Source organism: Bacillus sp. NMTD17, from assembly GCF_002998735.1.
In the GTDB taxonomy this organism is placed as follows: domain Bacteria; phylum Bacillota; class Bacilli; order Bacillales; family Bacillaceae; genus Bacillus.
This window is the reverse complement of record NZ_PVRH01000002.1, coordinates 758776-777892: the sequence shown is the minus strand read 5'-3', so window position 1 is coordinate 777892 and position 19117 is coordinate 758776. Positions and strand designations below refer to the sequence as shown.

The 19117-nt window shown below is 40.4% G+C and carries 21 protein-coding genes; 9 read left to right on the top strand and 12 right to left on the bottom strand.

The window, feature by feature from the left end; genetic code table 11:
- Positions 1–9: 9 nt before the first annotated feature.
- Genes C6347_RS09100 through C6347_RS09090 form a run of 3 tightly spaced genes read right to left on the bottom strand, consistent with a single transcriptional unit; the run spans position 10 to position 1830 of the window.
- A complete protein-coding gene (locus tag C6347_RS09100; protein ID WP_034663689.1) occupies positions 10–300 on the bottom strand; it encodes a hypothetical protein in 291 nt (96 codons plus the stop codon).
- Positions 288–1346, bottom strand: coding sequence for an anti-sigma factor (locus C6347_RS09095; protein ID WP_034663685.1), 1059 nt, complete (start codon positions 1344–1346; stop codon positions 288–290). Before C6347_RS09095 ends, C6347_RS09100 begins: the two co-directional genes overlap by 13 nt.
- The gene (locus C6347_RS09090; protein ID WP_003211938.1) at positions 1339–1830 is read right to left on the bottom strand and encodes a sigma-70 family RNA polymerase sigma factor; all 492 of its coding nucleotides are present in this window, start codon (positions 1828–1830) and stop codon (positions 1339–1341) included. Before C6347_RS09090 ends, C6347_RS09095 begins: the two co-directional genes overlap by 8 nt.
- 372 nt (positions 1831–2202) lie before the next feature.
- Between C6347_RS09090 and C6347_RS09085 the strand changes: the two genes are divergently transcribed.
- A complete protein-coding gene (locus C6347_RS09085) occupies positions 2203–2805 on the top strand; it encodes a lysophospholipid acyltransferase family protein (RefSeq protein ID WP_034663683.1) in 603 nt (200 codons plus the stop codon).
- A gap of 39 nt (positions 2806–2844) precedes the next feature.
- Here the strand turns inward: C6347_RS09085 and C6347_RS09080 are convergent, their stop codons facing one another.
- Both C6347_RS09080 and C6347_RS09075 read right to left on the bottom strand, forming a co-directional pair.
- On the bottom strand, positions 2845–4176 hold the full coding sequence (locus C6347_RS09080) for a hemolysin family protein (protein WP_012009419.1): 1332 nt from the start codon (positions 4174–4176) through the stop codon (positions 2845–2847).
- 58 nt (positions 4177–4234) lie between these two features.
- Entirely contained in the window at positions 4235–4627 is a 393-nt protein-coding gene (locus C6347_RS09075; RefSeq protein WP_106071596.1) for a MerR family transcriptional regulator, read from the bottom strand.
- A 384-nt stretch (positions 4628–5011) separates the two neighbouring features.
- Here C6347_RS09075 and C6347_RS09070 point away from each other — a divergent pair, with 384 nt between their 5' ends.
- Together C6347_RS09070 and C6347_RS09065 are read left to right on the top strand one after the other, a co-directional pair.
- The gene (locus C6347_RS09070; RefSeq protein ID WP_060595863.1) at positions 5012–6394 is read left to right on the top strand and encodes a hemolysin family protein; all 1383 of its coding nucleotides are present in this window, start codon (positions 5012–5014) and stop codon (positions 6392–6394) included.
- An 89-nt stretch (positions 6395–6483) separates the two neighbouring features.
- A complete protein-coding gene (locus C6347_RS09065) occupies positions 6484–6876 on the top strand; it encodes a hypothetical protein (protein ID WP_060595866.1) in 393 nt (130 codons plus the stop codon).
- Here the strand turns inward: C6347_RS09065 and crcB (C6347_RS09060) are convergent.
- From crcB (C6347_RS09060) to C6347_RS09050, 3 genes are read right to left on the bottom strand one after another with little or no spacing between them, the layout of a single operon-like run.
- Positions 6873–7238, bottom strand: coding sequence for a fluoride efflux transporter CrcB (crcB, locus tag C6347_RS09060; RefSeq protein WP_060595868.1), 366 nt, complete (start codon positions 7236–7238; stop codon positions 6873–6875). The two genes, C6347_RS09065 and crcB (C6347_RS09060), sit on opposite strands and share 4 nt — an antisense overlap.
- Positions 7239–7634: a fluoride efflux transporter CrcB gene (gene crcB, locus C6347_RS09055; protein ID WP_060595870.1), complete on the bottom strand. Its 396-nt coding sequence runs from the start codon at positions 7632–7634 to the stop codon at positions 7239–7241.
- Between the two features lie 5 nt (positions 7635–7639).
- Complete coding sequence (locus C6347_RS09050; RefSeq protein ID WP_106071595.1) at positions 7640–8356, bottom strand: glycerophosphodiester phosphodiesterase; 717 nt, start codon at positions 8354–8356, stop codon at positions 7640–7642.
- 306 nt (positions 8357–8662) lie between these two features.
- Here C6347_RS09050 and C6347_RS09045 point away from each other — a divergent pair, with 306 nt between their 5' ends.
- The 3 genes from C6347_RS09045 to C6347_RS09035 all read left to right on the top strand — a co-directional run bounded on the left by C6347_RS09045 (position 8663) and on the right by C6347_RS09035 (position 10778).
- A complete protein-coding gene (locus tag C6347_RS09045; protein ID WP_017360338.1) occupies positions 8663–8764 on the top strand; it encodes a YhdX family protein in 102 nt (33 codons plus the stop codon).
- Between the two features lie 164 nt (positions 8765–8928).
- Entirely contained in the window at positions 8929–10017 is a 1089-nt protein-coding gene (locus C6347_RS09040; RefSeq protein WP_060595874.1) for a mechanosensitive ion channel family protein, read from the top strand.
- A 29-nt stretch (positions 10018–10046) separates the two neighbouring features.
- Positions 10047–10778, top strand: coding sequence for an NAD-dependent protein deacylase (locus tag C6347_RS09035; RefSeq protein ID WP_374955734.1), 732 nt, complete (start codon positions 10047–10049; stop codon positions 10776–10778).
- Positions 10779–10821: 43 nt separating this feature from the next.
- Here the strand turns inward: C6347_RS09035 and C6347_RS09030 are convergent, their stop codons facing one another.
- Positions 10822–11676, bottom strand: coding sequence for a polysaccharide deacetylase family protein (locus C6347_RS09030; RefSeq protein ID WP_066031100.1), 855 nt, complete (start codon positions 11674–11676; stop codon positions 10822–10824).
- A gap of 296 nt (positions 11677–11972) precedes the next feature.
- On the opposite strand from C6347_RS09030, the gene dat reads away from it, so the two are divergent.
- A complete protein-coding gene (dat, locus tag C6347_RS09025; RefSeq protein WP_060595878.1) occupies positions 11973–12830 on the top strand; it encodes a D-amino-acid transaminase in 858 nt (285 codons plus the stop codon).
- Between the two features lie 46 nt (positions 12831–12876).
- On the opposite strand, the gene C6347_RS09020 is transcribed toward dat, so the two are convergent.
- Positions 12877–13383, bottom strand: a complete 507-nt coding sequence (locus C6347_RS09020; RefSeq protein ID WP_003210990.1) for a universal stress protein — start codon at positions 13381–13383, stop codon at positions 12877–12879.
- Positions 13384–13940: 557 nt separating this feature from the next.
- Between C6347_RS09020 and bmrC the strand changes: the two genes are divergently transcribed.
- On the top strand, positions 13941–15698 hold the full coding sequence (gene bmrC, locus C6347_RS09015; protein ID WP_060595882.1) for a multidrug ABC transporter ATP-binding protein BmrC: 1758 nt from the start codon (positions 13941–13943) through the stop codon (positions 15696–15698).
- Positions 15695–17710, top strand: coding sequence for an ABC transporter ATP-binding protein (locus tag C6347_RS09010; protein WP_060595884.1), 2016 nt, complete (start codon positions 15695–15697; stop codon positions 17708–17710). Before bmrC ends, C6347_RS09010 begins: the two co-directional genes overlap by 4 nt.
- A 119-nt stretch (positions 17711–17829) precedes the next feature.
- Here C6347_RS09010 and C6347_RS09005 read toward each other — a convergent pair whose 3' ends face one another.
- Complete coding sequence (locus C6347_RS09005; RefSeq protein WP_060595886.1) at positions 17830–18447, bottom strand: NAD(P)-dependent oxidoreductase; 618 nt, start codon at positions 18445–18447, stop codon at positions 17830–17832.
- Between the two features lie 288 nt (positions 18448–18735).
- Positions 18736–18939 carry an alpha/beta-type small acid-soluble spore protein gene (locus tag C6347_RS09000; protein ID WP_034663637.1) on the bottom strand — a complete coding sequence of 68 codons (204 nt, stop codon included), beginning with the start codon at positions 18937–18939 and terminating at the stop codon, positions 18736–18738.
- Positions 18940–19117: the final 178 nt, after the last annotated feature.

The window sequence follows — 19117 nt, the reverse complement described above, 5'->3', positions numbered from 1 at the left end:
TAATGAGATTTAAAAACCTAATTGAAGATCGACATCGATCGATACGATGGTGTAGACACAAACAATAACAAAGATATTCAGTACGACACCGAGGAACCCTGGGCCTGTACGGCCTTTTTTAATGAACAGTTCAATAATGCCAAATGGAACTGCGGCCATTGCAAAAGGAAGCATCTGAAAAGAATAAAATGTCACGTTGCTGATAATGGCGAGGTTCAGCATGAGCAGGGATAATATCGCTGTACCGACGGAAATCCAGCCAAATACATTATGCTCTTTAAAAATTCTTACCAATTCCATAATTCCACCTCGCTCACTTTTGCCGTTTTAATGCGTTTTGTCTTCACAAATTTCTCGATTTCTTTCGAAGGACCTGTGATCACAGAGCCATAAATCGTGACACCATTTTGGTTGATATAGCGTATTCGGTTTGACAGATCCAGTTCAGGTCTGCCAGAGATCGTTTTTGCCCAGGTTGGGTGCTGATCCACATAAGCAAGGGCATCTTTAAATTGATCTACCTCTGTTTTTGATGTGTGCTGAAGCTCTTTTAAGAATTCAGAGTCTTTCCCAGGGAAGCCGATTGGCCGCTGATTCCCGCTTAATGAATCCTCTGTTTTAATCGCATTCCAGAGCACTTTCATATCATATTTTTTAGCAAAGGAATAAACGTCCTTTGGTGTATAAGCTTTGTCATAGGATACATACACTTCACTGACTGTTCCTTCAGGAAGCTTGTCTAAAGTAGTGAGTGTTTGTTTTTTTGATGCATCTGGCTGCGCCGAAGGATGGGTAAAGAAATCCTCCGTATCGCGTGCGCTGTCACCATAATACGAGATGGTAGGCTGCTTTAATTTATCGAAAAACATCTCGATTTGTTCACTGCCAATGGCTTCTGTTTTATTGCCAATTTGTTTTTGCAGCTTCAATTCGGTGTTCATCCCAAAAAGCTTGACCTGGCCTTTTAAATCCTTCATATCAATCGCCACGTTTGGTTTCGTCAAAGCGACGGTGACAGCGGCTGTTTCCATGAAGTGATTCCCTTTGCTCTCTGCTCCGCCCACACCGTAGTATAGATAACTTCCTAATGTACAAAGTGGTAAAATAATGAGTGTCGATATGACAGCAAGCACGGAAATACGTAAATAAGACTTTCTTTTTCCGTATTGTAAGATGGCTTTTTGCTTTTCAGGACTGATGGAAAAATCTGTCCAATCCGAGTCGTTCAGTTCCTGACTTAAGCGTTTTTCGTTTTCTTCAAGTTCTTCTTCAAACGCCATCATTTCTTCCTCGTTCATCTCACCATTATTATATTGTTCCCATCGCTTGTTAAACTCTTCATTCATCATTAACACCTCTGTTGTAAAGTGCTTTTAGGCGCTGCCTTGCACGAAATAAAACACTTTTAAAATTTGCTTCAGTAATATTCATGACCTTGGATGCTTCCTTGTAGTTCAGTTCTTTTAAATAATACAATGTCAACGCTTCCTTGTAGTTATCTGGAAGCTGCTCCAAATACATGTTGAGGACTTCTTTTATTTCAACCTGTTCAGCAGGGCTTTGTACAGACGTTTGTAAAAGGCCGCCAATTAGATCATCCGATATGGTCACTTCTTTTTTATGTTTCCTGACATAATCAATAAAAGCATTTCGTGCCACCTGAAATAACCAAGGTTTCACTTTGCTATGGTCGTAGGAATGAATATGTATATAAGCACGCATAAAGGTTTCCTGCAATAAGTCTTCTGCCAAATGTTTGTCTTTTGTCATGGAGAGCAGAAACCTGTAAACATCGTTCATATACATTTGATAAATTTCATCGATCGTCACTGATTTTTCTCCCCTCTATGTTATACACGCATAAGAAAGGCATAAAGTTGCACGAAACTTCTCAATACCGTACATTACTCATCTCTTTCGCCGAATCAAAATCATTTCTCCTTATCATAGCGAAATTTACGCCATTTATAAAGCATTTTCAATAGAACAAATCAGGAAAAAACCTTAAAAAACGACAAAATTGGACACAATTCCTCTTCTATTCTCTCCTAAAACCATGGACCTGGATACAGAAAGAACGATGATTCTTAACGAAAAATGATGTGATGGTTTGGCTGTTTCATGAAATTTTTAGTACCAGGTAATAAAAAATTTGTTATAATAGAAACAAATCCTTCATTCTTCAAACAAAGGAAGTGCACTATGTATAAATTTTCAGGCTATACCATCAAAGTATTATTTTCTCTCCGAGGCGGAATCAAAGTATATCAAAAAGAGAATCTGCCAACGGATCGGGGGTTTGTCATTGCATGTACACATGAGGGTTTTGTGGATGTTCTTGCATTAGGCGCAGGGATTCTTCCGTTTGAGATCCACTACATGTCGAAAAAAGAATTGTTTGCAAATAAATGGATCGGTGGATTTTTAAAGAAGATTCATGCCTTTCCAGTTGATCGAGAGAATCCTGGGCCAAGCAGTATTAAAACGCCCATTAAATTATTAAAAGAGGGGAAGATCGTTGGGATTTTTCCAAGCGGAACACGTACAACAGAGGATGTACCTTTAAAAAGAGGTGCGGTCACCATTGCCCAGCTCGGTAAAGCGCCAATCGTTCCAGCAGCGTACAAAGGACCGTCCAATGCGAAAAGTCTTTTCAAAAAGGGGAAAATGCGCTTAATTATCGGTGAACCGATTGAGCAGTCAGAATTTGAGCATCTGCCGCCAAAAGAACGGTTAGGTGCCATGACGGAAGTATTAAACACGAGAATTAAAGAACTTGAAGCTCAATTAATGGAAAAGGCATAAGAAAAACGACCGCTTGCTTTGGCAAGGGTCGTTTTTTTCTTAAGAAGCGCCTTCTTCAGCGGCTTCTGCTAATTGTTCATTTAACTTTTTGACTTCGATATATACCACATGGTGTCCATCGACTTCATTAATGATAAATTCATAGCCTTGTTCACGAATGGTGTCATTTTTCTCAACTTCATATTTCTGTGTAAGGAACCATCCGCCGATCGTATCGACCTCTTCGTTATCAAGCTGCGTACCTAAGAGCAGGTTGACTTGGTCAACTAGAACCTTTCCATCAAAGATGTAATGGTCTTCTCCAAGTTTACGCACTTCGTTGATTTCATCAATATCGAATTCATCACGAATTTCACCGACGATTTCTTCAAGGATGTCTTCTACAGTCACAAGACCTGCTGTACCGCCGTATTCATCTGATAAAATCGCCATGTGTACACGTTCACGCTGCATTTTGAGCAATAAATCATGTACAGGAACTGTTTCAATCACATGAATAATCGGGTTGACAAACTTTTCGATTGTATCACTTGTAGAACACTCACCGCTAATGCAGGCAGTGAGAACCTCTTTAATGTTCAGAACACCAATCATGTTATCTTTATCGCCATCTTCAATTGGATAACGTGTATATTTTTCTACCTTGGTCACCTTCAGCATTTCCTCAATGGTAATATCATGAGGGAAGCTGACAACTTCGGTACGAGGAATCATAATTTCTTTCGCCAGACGGTCATCAAATTCAAAAATTTTATTTACATATTTGAATTCAGACTGGTTAATTTCGCCGCTTTTATAGCTCTCTGATAAAATAATCCGCAATTCTTCTTCAGAGTGCGCCATGTCATGCTCAGAAACTTGCTGAAGACCGAACGCTTTTGTTAACAAACGAGCAGATCCATTTAATACCCAGATAAACGGGAACATCACTTTGTAAAAAATCATTAGCGGTCTAGCAAAAAGAAGAGATACTTGCTCCGCCTTTTGAATGGCGAGTGTTTTTGGTGCAAGTTCTCCAACCACAACGTGTAAAAACGTCATAATACTAAACGCAATAATAAAAGTGACAATAGAACTAGCTGATTGAGGAATGGACAGCTCTACAAATAGTGGAGCAAGCATGTGCGCAATTGTTTCTTCCCCTAACCAACCAATACCAAGGGCGGTAATGGTAATACCGAGCTGACAGGCCGACAGATACTCATCAAGGTGAGTCGTGACATGCTTGACAGCAACTGCTGTTTTATTACCTTCTGCGATTAACTGATCAATTCTTGAGCTTCTTAAGCGAATGATCGCAAACTCTGATGCTACGAAAAATGCGGTTAAAGCTATAAGCAAAGCAACTATAAGTAAATTAACTATGTCCAATTAAGGCCTTCGTTCTGACTTTGAGAACGAAGGTAACACCTCCTGTTTAGTAAAAATTTTAACTTAACAGCAGTAAAAATGATTGGACAGCCGTCATCTTTTCAGGTGTAAGCTGCTCTTTTAATTTTTCACGTTGTTCTGGCTGAAGCTGCTTACAACGTACCAAAATGCGGTCCATATGCTCGTTCATCCGATCGATATCAGAGGTTAAATGGACAAGTTCATCAGGATCTTCCTTTTGAGAAGGGAATTGTTCATCTAATCTGGATTTGATGTCAGAAAGAGCCAATCTCTGCTGTTTGCAAAGAACGATTAATTGTAATCGTTTTAAAGCATGTTCATCGTAATAACGATAATTTGAGCAAGATCTAACAGGCGCAAGCAAACCTAGATTTGTATAATAATCTACAGTTCGTTTCGTCACCTGTGCAATCTGTGCTAGTTCACCAATACGATACTTTTTCTCAGCCCCATCTGAACATCTCCTCCTAACCGGTCACGTTATAGTTTATGAAAATAGTTTAATATAATTCGAGTCTGAAATACAAGTTAATTGTTCATATTTCCTGCCGATATGAACATTAGAGAGGGATTTCTCAGTCTAGATTGTCCTGTCAAATTTAACATGGTGATACAGGAATTTTCAGATTATTTATGGTAAGATAAAAATGAATACCGTTTCATATATATGTAGAGAGGCGGATTTATACGTGAACCGGAGGTGGTTAAGTGGGGCCCTCAATGTAGTCTTATTTAATCAGTTAACCGTTTTGCAAAATATAACATCATCAATCAGGAGGTGACTCCTTGTTCTTCTAAGAAAGAGCAAGGTTAAATGGACGATATTGTTAATCTGAGTATAGTCGGTGTTTTGATTGCTTTAACAGCTTTCTTTGTTGCATCTGAATTTGCCATAGTAAAGGTGAGAAGTTCAAGAATTAATCAGCTTGTTGCCGAAGGGTCCAAAAAGGCCATCGTGGCGAAAAAGGTGACATCAAGGCTAGATGAATATTTGTCAGCCTGTCAGCTCGGTATTACAGTGACATCCCTTGGTTTAGGGTGGATTGGTAAGCCGGCTGTAAAAGAACTTTTGGTTCGAGGTTTTGGTTTGACAAACATTCCTGATTCAGCAATCAGCCTGATCTCAGCAACACTTGCGTTCTCTATTATTACCTTTTTGCATGTAGTCGTCGGTGAGCTTGCACCAAAAACGCTTGCGATTCAAAAGGCGGAAAAAATGACGCTCTGGCTGTCAGGCCCGCTGCATGCATTTTATATCCTGATGTTCCCTTTCATTTATGTGTTAAACGGGTCAGCCCGTGTTCTAACCAAAATGATGGGCATCGATATGGGGTCTGAAAAAGAACATTCCCATTCTGAAGAGGAATTGAAGATTTTATTATCTGAGAGCTTAAAAAATGGGGAAATCAACCCATCAGAATATAATTATATGAACAAAATTTTCGACTTTGATAATCGAATTGCCAGAGAGATCATGGTACCGCGGAGAGAAATTTGTGCCATTCCAGAAGATATGCCGCTAGATGATATCCTCTCCATCATGACGCAGGAAAAGTATACACGCTTTCCCGTGTTTTCAGGGGATAAAGACCATGTCATCGGCATGCTGAACAAAAAGCAGCTCTTTGCAGATCTTGTGTATCAAGGAGAAAAAGATCAACTGAAGATTCAAGATTATATATATCCAGTGATTGAGGTCATTGACACGATTCCTATTCAGGAGCTTCTCGTCAAGATGCAGCGCGATAGAATGCATTTGGCGATTTTAACCGACGAATATGGCGGAACGTCTGGACTTGTCACAACAGAAGATATTTTAGAAGAGATTGTTGGAGATATTCGAGATGAATTCGATGAAGATGAGCAGCCGGTTATTCAAAAAAGAGCCGATCATCATTATGTTTTAGATGGCAAAGTAAGATTAGATGAAGTTCAAGATTTGATCGAAATGTCATATCATGATGAAGAAATTGATACAATAGGCGGGTTAATCTTAAAAGAGAATATTGATATCCGAGAAGGACAATCCATTTATCTTGATGATATTCGGATGAAGGTCTTGGAGATGGATGGACGCTATGTTAAAAAGATCGACCTGAAGAAAGGCGTCATATCATCAGAAAAAGGAAATGCACGCACTGGGCTTGATATAAAAGAGCCGCTGTTAGTAAATGAAATGACCTTGAGCGAAAAATAAGCTCAAGGTTTTTTTAGGTATTTAGTCTCTTTTTACGAATGTTTGTTCGAGTTATAATAAGAACAAATGTTCGATAGAGGGGGATGGACATGCTTTGGTATGAAACAGCAAGTATCACAGAGAAAAAAACCTCAATGAAACGTATTGAGTTTCATTTGAAGAATTTCAAAAATTACCAGGCAGCGATTTTAAATATCGAAAGACAGCTTGAAAAAAGAAGCCCGCATCATCTGGATCACATGACACGGAAGAAGTTAGAAGAGCAAAAAAATCAGTATGAACTCATCGTTGCATGTATTAAAACAGCATTAAAAGAGTTGGATGAAATAGAGCAGCAGCTCATCGATTACAAATATTTTCGAGATTGGCGGATGGCCAAATGTGCGATGGAAATCGGCTACAGTGAAAAAACACTCTTTTTAATGAAGCGCCAGCTCATGGATCAACTGCTCATCAGCTTAGCCGCCATTACCAATATTTAAAAAAGGTGATGTCCTATTTGATAGAACGCAGCAAAGAGACAGAAAGACCCGATGATCGTCATCAATAAGTAGACAGCAAGTTTTCCGATTTGCCGCTGCTCTAGCATGGTCGCAGACTCTACACTAAACGTAGAGAATGTTGTAAAGCCACCGAAAAAACCTGTTCCAATGATCATAAGCAGCGGATGATTGGCAGTCACGGCACCTGTCAGTATACCTAAACCGGCAGCACCTAATAAGTTGATGAGAATAATACTATACGGGAAACGAGCATGAGACTTGGTTTTCTGTATTAATTGGCTAATGAAAAAACGAAGGGCGCTGCCAATCCCGCCGGCAACAGCTGTATATAAAACGATCATTTATCTGCCTCCTCTCTGCTGCTTATTTTGATGAAAGAGCCGCTGAGCAAGCATCAGTCCACATAAGGCAGCGGCTACTCCGGCAATGACTGAGAGCAGGATGTAGATCACACTTGAGGTGAATTGCCCAGTCTGTAATAAAAGAACCGTTTCTTTAGAAAAAGTGGACATTGTCGTAAAACCTCCGCAAAATCCTGTTCCGATCAAAGCGGCAAGATATTTTTTTCCCTTCTGGAACATAAAATATCCTGTTGAAAAACCAAGAAGCAGACTGCCTGTTACGTTTTCGATTAGCGTTGCATAAGGGAATGTTTGGCTGACAATCGATTGGCTTAGTTCATATCTGCAAAGTGTCCCAAGCAGTCCGCCTATAAATACAGCAAGATACGCTTTCATTTACATCATTTCTCCTTTAGAAAAAATGGCGGGTGATCCGTCACCACTCCATCAACGGGATATTTTTTGATCCGATCGGCTGTTTTTTGGTCTTTCACAGTCCATATAAACACATCCATCCCGAATGAGTGGATGCGGTCTATCCACCATCTGTTGATCATCGTTTTCTTCATATTAAGACAATCAGCAAACGAGCTGTATGCAGTTAACTTTCTTTTCGCCAGTTTATATGCAGTAGGCTTTATAATCAAAGCTGTTCGAAGAGAAGGGGCGAAAGCTTTGATTCTTTGAAGTGCATGATCATCAAAAGATTGAATCATGATATGACGAGAATAGGCAAACCGATTGATGATGTCGACAACTGCCTTTTCAATTCCTATCTGCCGTCTTGGGTGTTTGATCTCGATCAATATCCCGATCCGCTGACTGTATCTCTCAAGAACTTCTTGTAATGTTGGAATTCGTTCATTCGTGTACTGCTGGTCAAACCAGCTTCCTGCGTCCAGTTTTTTCAGCTGATCAAGTGTATAGCTTTTGACTAAACCGTTTCCGTTCGTCGTTCGGTCAACTGTATCATCATGGATCACGACTACGTGCTGATCCAATGTGAGCTGTACATCTAATTCAATATAATCTGCACCCTGCTGAACAGCTAAATCAAACGCGGCAATTGTATTTTCTGGGGCAGCACTTGATGACCCTCTATGCGCGATAATATACACATGCTCCAGCTCCCTGACATAAGTTCTGGTCTTATCATATCAAATGCTTTACCGTTTTTCCTTCTTTACTATATGGAGGGAAGAAGAGCTGTATGTAATGGTGAATCGCATTGCTAAGAAAGTATGATGATTCAAATGTGAAAAGTTGCAGGAATATCCCAAGCCATGATTGAGTAAATCTGAAGTACATCAATTTTTCTTCGATCAATTTTGTCCAAATCGTCAGCGTTCGCCAAAATATTAGTGCTTTCGTCATGTTGACTGAAAATTCTGATGTTTTATAATGATGAAAAGGAGGCGAGATGATTGGGTAAAGGGAGAATTAGAGTGGAAGAACGTATTAAGGCCGAAACGGATGCTGAAATGTTTAAAGCGACTCTCCTTGATCAGGCTCAGAAGAAAAAGTAGTTTGCTGCCCGTCGATATGTCTCTAGCCAAAATTTCATAATTGAACATCATGCCTCGGGACTGGTCCCGAGGCTTTTTATATAGAGGTCAGACATTTATGAGAGGACATAAACGAAGGTTATATTATAAACTAGAGAGGATTGTTTTAAAGGAGAGAGACAAACATGATTACACAAAAATGGATGGATACATATTTTACAGTAGATGTTGCGATCCAAATCGGTATTAGCCTTTGTATTTTATTGCTTTTTTTATTGCTTCGGAAAGTATTTACGAAGTACTTATTTCATCTTCTCTTTAGGCTGACCAATCGGTCTAAAACGGAGGTCATTAACCAAATTGTTGTGGCTTTCGAAAAGCCAGCCAGACTGTTTTTTGTCGCACTTGGGTTATATTTTGCGTTAAGACAGGCACCATACTTTGAGCATCATATGGATGTCATCGTCAAATTATATAGATCCTCCATTATATTGATGCTGACATGGGGGCTTTGTAATTTAACCGCAGCTTCTTCTTTCTTATTTCAAAAAGTAAATTCGAAATTTGAATTGGAAATGGATGATATTTTAGCACCGTTTTTATCAAAGGTACTTCGCTTCATTATCATTGCACTAAGTATTAGTGTCATTGCACAAGAATTTAATTATGATGTAAATGGACTTGTGGCAGGTCTTGGTCTAGGTGGTCTAGCCTTTGCGCTTGCTGCCCAGGATACGGTGGCGAACTTTTTTGGAGGGATCGTCATCATTACAGAGAAGCCTTTTACAATGGGTGACTTTGTGGAGACGCCAAGTGTTCTTGGAACTGTCGAGGACATTACATTTCGAAGCACAAAGTTTAGAACACCTGCTGAAGCTGTTGTGACAGTTCCGAATTCTACGCTTTCAAAGGAACCTATCACGAACTGGACGAGAATGAATAAACGCCAAATTACGTTTTCCGTACGTGTATCCTATAATACACCAAAGGAAAATCTTGACCGATGCATCAAACGTCTCAAACAAATGCTTTATGAACATGATGGGGTGCACAAGGAGACGATCATGGTAAATCTCGATGTACTGGCAGACAGTTATTTGAATTTATTTTTCAACTTTTACACAAACACGACGGCCTGGGCTGAAAACCTTGATATTAAACAGGACATTAACTACCGTATCATGGATATCTTCCATCAAGAAGGTGTAGAATTTGCCTTCCCTGGACAGACCATTTATATGAAACAAAAAGGCGAAAAACAGCTGGGTGAATAAAGGAGGAATGGTGAGTGGATCAAACAAAGGTGGCAGCGCTAAGCGAGAAATTAACGCAGGCTTCACATATTATGGTACTTTCAGGTGCGGGTATGAGCACGGAATCAGGTATCCCCGATTTTAGATCAACGGGCGGCTTATGGACTGAAGACACCGCCCGCATGGAGGCGATGAGCCGGTCCTACTTTTTATCACACCCTCAGCAATTCTGGCCGAAATTCAAGGAATTGTTTCAGATGAAAATGAGCGGAGAGTACAAGCCCAATAGTGGACATACCTTTTTAGCCAGCCTTGAGAAACAAGGAAAACATGTGGATATTTTCACCCAAAATATTGATGGCTTGCATAAAAAAGCAGGAAGCCAGCATGTATATGAACTCCACGGCTCCATTCAAACAGCTACTTGCCCATCGTGTCATGCGATATATGAACTGCCTTATTTATTACAAGAAGAAGTGCCTGTATGTCTAAAGGTTTCCTCAGACGGACGGACATGTGGGCGTGTGCTGAAAACAGATGTTGTCCTTTTTGGAGACAGGATCAAACATTTTGATCAAGTAGAGAAATCACTTCAGCGAGCGGACCTTCTGCTCGTCATGGGGACTTCCCTAGAAGTGGCGCCAGCAAGATATATTCCAGAAGATGCCGCTCAAAATCCTTCCATCTTCAAGGTGATGATGAATTTGAGTGAAACAGAATACGATCCACTGTTTGATCTTGTCTTTCATGAGCGAATTGGCGATCTCGTGAAAGCTTTATAAATCATCAAAGACCCCGCATCCAAAAAAGGTGCGGGGTCTTTCTTTATTGTTGCAGCGGCTTCATCGATTCATCAAGGACTTCAAATGTATAGCCCTTCGCTTTTAGCTGTGTGATTAAACTGTTTAAGTATTTTGCTGTCGCTGGCTGATCGTGCATTAAGATGATTTTTGGTTCTTTTGGATGTTTTGTCTCAAGCACTTGCAGCTGATTTAATACCTCTGGTACATATTTTGAGCTTTTATATTTCCAGTCAAGACTGTCAATTGTCCAATCCCAGTATACAAAGCCTTTTTGTTTTAAACGTGCCTTTTGCTGATCCGTTAAATTTGGGGCGCTGCCATAAGGTGTTCTCACAAGATGTGTATACTCACCTGTGACAGAAGCCAAAATGCGCTGATCTTCCTTCATCTCATTGACGGGAGAATCACTTTTTTGATAAAAGCGTTTCACATCATGTGTGATACCATGAAGCCCTAACTGATGACCTTCTTGATGAAGTCTTTTCACAGCTGCCGGGTGTTCCTTAATCTGCGGCCCAAGCATAAAGAATGTGGCCTTTACTTGATGCGCTTTGAGCACATCTAAAAGCTGATTTGATGTCGCTGACGGACCATCATCAAAGGTTAAAAAGATCGTTTGATCCGTTACATGTTTGTTTGGGTTGATCTTAAAATGTGCATCTAATGTTTTCGTAGAATCATCTTTTGCTTTCAGACTTGCGCTTGTGTCTCGGAATTGACTGCTCGCAGACATTTTAGCCGGCTGATCTGCTGCCTGCATATTGGTTTTAGATATATCCCAAATAAAAAAGAGGATCAGTGACAGAATCACTAAACCAATCGCCTTTGAGAGCAGCATCGTGTTTGAAGGTGTCTGTTTTTTCGTAACCCGTTGCATTACAATCGCTCCAATAAATCAAAAATTTGTGTCGAATCATGTAGTAGATTCTGTCTTTTTCCGCTGTTTTTTGTCGTGCTCATATCGATTAAGTATACAGGAAAAAAGAGCCTATGAATATAGAAGATGCTAAAAAATTGGAATCTTTTTGGTTATGAGTCTATGTTTGTTACAATAGAAAGTTGACCATTTATCATGATGTGAAATAATTCTGAATAATCATTGAAACGTACTCATTTATCCGCTAAGATAGCATCAGACTCAACCATTAATGCGAAGCGAAGGGGAGATTCCGTATGAAAGTATTGTATAATGGCGATTTCATTGAAAAAAAGGATGCACATGTTGATATTGAAGACAGAGGCTATCAATTTGGTGACGGCGTCTATGAGGTCATCCGTGTATACAATGGGACTTTGTTTACATTAAAAGAGCATACAGAGCGTCTGTTCAAGAGTGCAAAAGAAATCGGCATTCATCTTCAAGGTGCAGTATCAGATATGGAAGAAAAGTTAAAACAGCTCGTCGCCCACAACCAATTAACAGATGGAGGTGTGTATATTCAAGTCACGCGGGGCATCGCACCTCGTAAACATCAATATGGCGATTCTCTCACTCCTCAAATCACAGCATATACGTTCCAGGTGAAAAAGCCTGTTCATGAGCAGACAGCTGGTGCAAAGGCCATATTATCTGAGGACCTTCGCTGGTTAAGATGTGATATTAAAAGCTTAAATCTCTTATATAACGTCATGGAAAAGCAGAAGGCATCTGAAGCTGGTGCATTTGAAGCCATTCTCATTAGAGATGGTTTTGTGACTGAGGGAACCTCCTCGAATGTATATGCCGTCATTGATGGCGTGATTCGCACCCATCCAGCAAACAATCTTATTCTAAACGGTATTACCCGTAGAAAGCTTCTTGAGGTATGTAAAGAAGAGGGATGCAGTGTTGAAGAAACTCGTATAAGTAAAGAAGAGCTGCTGCGCGCGCAGGAAATCTTCATCAGCTCGACGACGGCTGAAGTCATTCCGATTGTTGAAATTGATGGCCAGCCAGTAGGGGAAGGCGTTCCAGGAGAGTTGACAAAGCGTGTACAGGAAGGCTTCCAGCAAAAAATTAAACATGAAAGTGAAGCATCTATTTCTTCATAAATAAAGAGAGGCTGTAAACCAATGTTTACAGCCTTTTGTGATTCTTTTATTTTACAATAAGCACAGGTATATCTGATTTTGATGATAACTTTTCACTTACACTGCCAAAGAGCATTTTTTTCAATCTGCTTTGGTCACGTGCTCCCATGACGATGAGGTCTGCTGATATGTCTTCAGCATATTCGATAATCGCTTCCGCTGGTTCCCCCTCAACAATTTCAATGGCAGCTTCAAACTGCTCCTCATTTAAAAGCATTCTTGCTTCTGCAACGACCTCTTCTGTATGATCTTCAAAAATCAAGGGACTTTGCTGTTCATCATGAGGTACATACACAGGGGGTGTTTGAAGGTCTGCCATGCCGCCGCCGATATAAGCTCCGCCAGTCATTGGGCGTGGTGCATCAAACACCTGTCTGCTTGATTTGCCATCATGTGCATAGGCAACAGTCAGCTTGGCATTCAAGGTTTTGGCTAGAGCGATTGCCTTTTTTAATGCTTTCTTACTGTCTTCATGTCCATCAAACGCAACGACCATCCGATCAGCTTGAAACAATGTCCTCATTCCTTTCAAAAGGAGTCTTTACACTCATGGTATACCCGTTATCTGAAAAAGATACACATGAAGGCGGTGAACTTTTTGTTAGAAAATTTCATTTATTGAAAAATATTTATTGACAAAATGGTGACAGCCACTATAAGATAAAAAAAGATTCAAGAGCCAAAAGGAGGAAATGTCATGTGCAACATTGGAAGAATGAAATCAAACTGCATGAATGGGTTGATTCACGTGACAATTACACCTTCATTGGTCATTGAAAAGGGACTCGTATGTTCCAATTGATCGGATGAATCAAGGCGTATGTTGCGTATTTGTCAACATGCGCCTTTTTACATGACTAAAAGAGGCGTACCAGACAGCTGGTTGCCTCTTTTTTTGTTGTATTCATTTCGCATTTCGAAATAAAGGGATGGAGATCAACAAGTAAATGAAGAGGAGTGAAAGCATGTGAACATGCCAAAAGCAAGACAAATGACAAAAACCAAAAAAACGAAACAAGGTGACAGCCAGGAAAATCTAGAAAGCGGCTAGCTTTAAAAGGAGAGACAAACATGTTTTCAGTATTTGCGAAATTAGGCTGGTTCTTCAAACAAGAGTGGAGGCGTTATACGATCGCCATTACGCTTCTGCTCATTGTGAATGTGCTTGAAATGCTGCCGCCAAGATATCTTGGGCAGGCAGTTGATGACATTCGTTCTGGTCAATTTACAACATCCAGTATTGTGTTTTATGTAACCATTTTTTGCTTGCTAGGTGTCGTCGTCTATACGCTGACATATTTTTGGATGTATCAGTTATTTGGCGGCGCAAATGTCATGGAGCGTGTGATGCGCGGGAAGCTCATGCGTCACTTACTTAAGATGACACCCACCTTTTATGAAAAGAAAAAAACCGGTAATTTAATGGCATTAGGTACAAACGATTTAAATGCTGTGGCTTTAACGACAGGTTTTGGCGTTCTGACATTGGTTGATTCCACTGCTTATATGCTGATGATCTTCTTTACGATGGGGCTGACGATTAGCTGGAAATTAACCTTAATGGCGATCATCCCTATGCCGCTGATGGCGCTCTTGATTGCGTATTATGGCAGCAAGATTCATGATCGCTTTACAGTTGCTCAAGATGCATTTGGTGATATGAACGATCGCGTCCTTGAATCAGTCGCAGGTGTCCGGGTTATTCGGTCTTTTGTACAGGAGAAACAAGATGTCGAACGCTTTCGCCAAATGACAGATGATGTATTTCAAAAAAATATGAGAGTGGCGATCATTGATTCATTGTTTGAGCCGACAGTGAAATTACTTGTCGGTGTCAGCTACTTAATTGGAATCGGCTACGGAGCCTATCTTGTGTTCCAAAGTGATTTAACCATTGGTGAGCTTGTCGCATTTAACGTCTATCTTGGAATGATGATCTGGCCAATGTTTGCGATAGGCGAATTGATTAATATTATGCAAAGGGGAAATGCGTCGTTAGACCGGTTGAATCATACACTCAGCTACAAGCCGGATGTCACAGACGCTTCTCAGCCAAAAACGTTACAAGAACCTGGCGATATTCAGTTTGATCACGTGACATTCAGGTATCCAACTTCCCCTAAAGATAATTTAATTGATGTGTCCTTTACGGTTCGAAAAGGGCAGACAATCGGAATTACAGGCAAAACAGGAAGCGGTAAAACGACTATCGTAAAACAGCTTCTACGCCAGTATCCAACAGGTGATGGTCAAATCCTGCTATCAGGAGTCCCAATCCAAGAGATCGAATTGGATCAGCTATTTCAATGGATCGGATACGTACCGCAGGATCATATCCTTTTTTCAAAAAGTGTAGAAGAGAATATGCGCTTTGGTCATCGGGACGCAAAACAAAATGAACTAGCACAAGCGATCAAAGATGCTTACTTTGAAAAAGATTTACGTCTTTTGCCAGAGGGTCTCGAAACCATGGTGGGGGAAAAAGGTGTGGCACTGTCAGGTGGACAAAAGCAGCGAATTTCCATTGCACGCGCTTTATTAATAGACCCCGACATTTTGATACTGGATGACTCGCTTTCTGCGGTAGATGCAAAAACAGAAACCGCTATTTTAGAAAATTTAAGGCAAAATCGTCATGGGAAAACGACGTTTATTACGACTCATCGTCTATCAGCTGTTGAGCATGCGGATCTCATACTTGTCATGGAAGAAGGACGCATTGTCCAAAAGGGCACCCACGAAGAGCTCATTCAGCAAGATGGGTGGTACAAAGAACAATTTCTGCGTCAGCAGCTGACAAACCAGCTGGAAGGAGGGGATGAGGCATGACAACAGGAAGAAGACTCCTTGCCTACGCACTCCTTTATAAGAAAGTACTGTCTGTTGCCTTGATCTTTCTCATCATTGCAGTAGGTGCTGAACTGACAGGACCATTTATTGGGAAGAAAATGATTGATGATCATATTTTAGGTGTAGAAAAACCATATGTCGAGGTCAATGAAAAAACAGACAAAACCGTTTATTACCAGGGAAATAACTATATACGAAGCGATCGATTAGACAGTGATATGAAATCCGGAAAACAAATCAATGTGGTGCAAGTCGGATTCGGTTACTATTTTGTAAATGAGCCGATTCGTTTTGATGGAAACCGAAAGATATCCGGAGATCAGCTTACCATTGAAAATGGGAACGAGCGCGAGACATATGAAGTACAGCGTTTATCAAAAGAAGAAATTTTCTCTTTTTATGAGCCGGAAATCAGTGGTTTGGTGCAGCTTGTTCTATTTTATCTAGGGCTTCTCGTCATTGCGATTTTCTTTCAGTATGCGCAGCATTATCTGCTACAGCGGATAGCCAATCGAATTATTCAAAAAATGAGGGTTGATGTATTTGAGCATATTCAAACGCTGCCTATCCGGTATTTTGATAATTTACCGGCTGGAAAGGTCGTAGCGAGGATTACCAATGACACAGAAACCATTCGTGATTTATATGTGACAGTCCTCGCTAATTTCGTGACGAGTGCTATTTACATGATTGGAATTTATATTGCCATGTTTTTATTAAATGTGAAGCTGGCACTCATTTGTTTGGTGGCGGTACCGATTATTTTCCTATGGTCAATGACCTACAGAAAGTTTGCATCAGTGTACAACCACCGCATTCGTTCGATCATTAGTGACATCAATGCCAAGCTAAATGAAGCCATTCAAGGGATGACCATTATTCAAGCGTTTCGTCATGAAAAAGTGACGAAAGAGGAATTTGATGAGCTGAACAACAATCACTTTCGATATCAGCGAAAGATGCTGCATTTAAATTCACTTCTGTCGCATAACTTGGTTAACCTGCTTCGGAATTTAGCATATGTGGCACTCATTTGGTATTTTGGCGGTGCGTCCTTAAGTGCGACGGGCATTGTGTCAATTGGTGTGCTCTATGCGTTTGTCGATTATTTAAATCGATTATTTCAGCCGATTACAGGCATTGTGAACCAGTTCTCGAGATTGGAATTAGCAAGGGTTTCATCGGAAAGGGTTTTCCGATTATTGGATGAGCCAGGAACAACAGTGGAAGAACCTGTTCAAAAGAAAATGGAGGGACACGTTCAGTTCCAAGATGTCACCTTTGCTTATAATGAAGGAAATAATGTATTAAAGAACATTACGTTCGAGGCCAAAAAAGGCCAAACAGTTGCACTTGTGGGGCATACCGGTTCTGGGAAAAGCTCGATCATGAACTTGCTGCTGCGTTTTTATGACATTCAGCAAGGAGACATTCTCATAGATGGGGAAAGCATTTATCACCAGTCACGCCAAACGTTGCGTAAACAAATGGGCATTGTGCTTCAAGACCCGTATTTATTTTCCGGAACGATTGCATCCAATGTCAGCTTAGGAAATGAAGACATTAAAAGAGAAACGATTGAATCATCATTAAAGCAAGTAGGCGCAGTAGAGTTATTGAAGCACCTGCCAAAAGGATTTGATGAACCAGTCGTTGAAAAGGGAAGTACTCTTTCCTCAGGAGAACGTCAGTTAATCTCATTTGCCCGTGCATTAGCGTACGATCCAGCGATCTTAATTTTAGATGAAGCCACCGCAAACATTGATACAGAAACAGAAGCGATCATTCAGCGGGCGCTTGATGTCGTCAAAGAAGGACGAACGACTTTTGTCATTGCTCACCGATTATCCACCATTAAGAAAGCCGATATGATTTTGGTATTAGAAAAAGGTGAAATTGTCGAGCGAGGCAGTCATGATCAACTCATGCAGCAAGAAGGGCTGTATGCGCAAATGTACGAACTGCAAAAGGGTGCTGTTGCAAACAGCTGATGAATAACAAAAAAGAGCCTATTCACTTTGAATGAGGCTCTTTTTATTTGCATAAAAAGTCGAGGATTCGTTTTTGACCTCGACCTTTACTAGTTATATCGTTTACACGAGCTGCATCATCAGTAGGCAATGCCGACGCGTTGATGTACAAATTCCTTCGAATTTAACTGCTGATATAAAAAGTGTGCGGTATCTTCAACTGAAATTTTCTTTCCATCTATAGGGAGAAAATCTTTCTCATAGCGATATGACCGTGTCACTTCTCCATCTGGTAAATAGGTTGGACAAATAATGGTCCAATCTAGATCAGTCGATTGAAGGATTTCAAACGCTTTGGCATGCTCTTTAGCTGCTCGGGAAGTAGTCCGCCTTGATTCATTTGTTTCAAAACGGTAAAGCTCCGGCTGCTGCCTTGCCTTTAAAATACCTGCCGTACCAATTGTAATAATTCTTGAAGTATTTGATTGCTTCATGGCTTGTACGATATGCTCCATTGAAACAGATAATGTATCATCACCATCTGTTGATAGACAGCTCACAACAATATCTGCTCCTTTGATCGTCTCAAGCACATCTTCTCGATTTCTTGAATTGCCGGTGACTTGAAACATACCCGCAAGCATTTCTTCTCGGTTTGTCCGAATCAATGAACGAACTATGTAACGATCATCTACTTGAACGAAACGAAGAAATGCTTGTCCTACACGTCCATGAGCACCGAAAAGAGCTATTTTCATCTGTTCGATCCCTCCACTACATACTATAAGTGAAAAGAACACAAAATGGTACAACTTTTATGTGATGCTTTTTTTATAAAGGTGAAAGGACCGAATACTATGAGCATATTCACATAATAGAGAGATCCCTACAAATTGTAGAAGTTCAAAGTTCATACCGGAAATAATGTCCATGAAGATCCGCTCCTTTCTACTACATGATATGAGCTGGAAAGGAGATTGGTGAGGGATAAAAATAAAAAAAGAAGACACCTTAAGAGAGGTGCCTTCTATGATCCAAATATGAAATTAAGCTTGTGTTCCACCCATGTGTTGTTGAGCGTAAGATACAAGACGCTTAGTGATTTCTCCACCAACTGATCCGTTAGCGCGAGATGTTGTTTCTGCACCAAGGTTTACACCGAATTCAGAAGCGATTTCGTACTTCATTTGGTCGATTGCTTGCTCTGCTCCAGGAACTAGTAATTGATTTGAACTATTAGAATTTGCCATGATGTGAATCTCCTTTTTGTATATGATTTGGTTTTTGGTTGGGTTTGCTGGAATCGCACCAGCGAAATGAGCAAGTCATTTGCCACTTGGCGAAACCCAATGCAGTAACTGCTTTGTACTAAGTATTATGGTGATTTCTGAAAAAAACATACGAGAAAAGAACATGGTAAATGTTGTT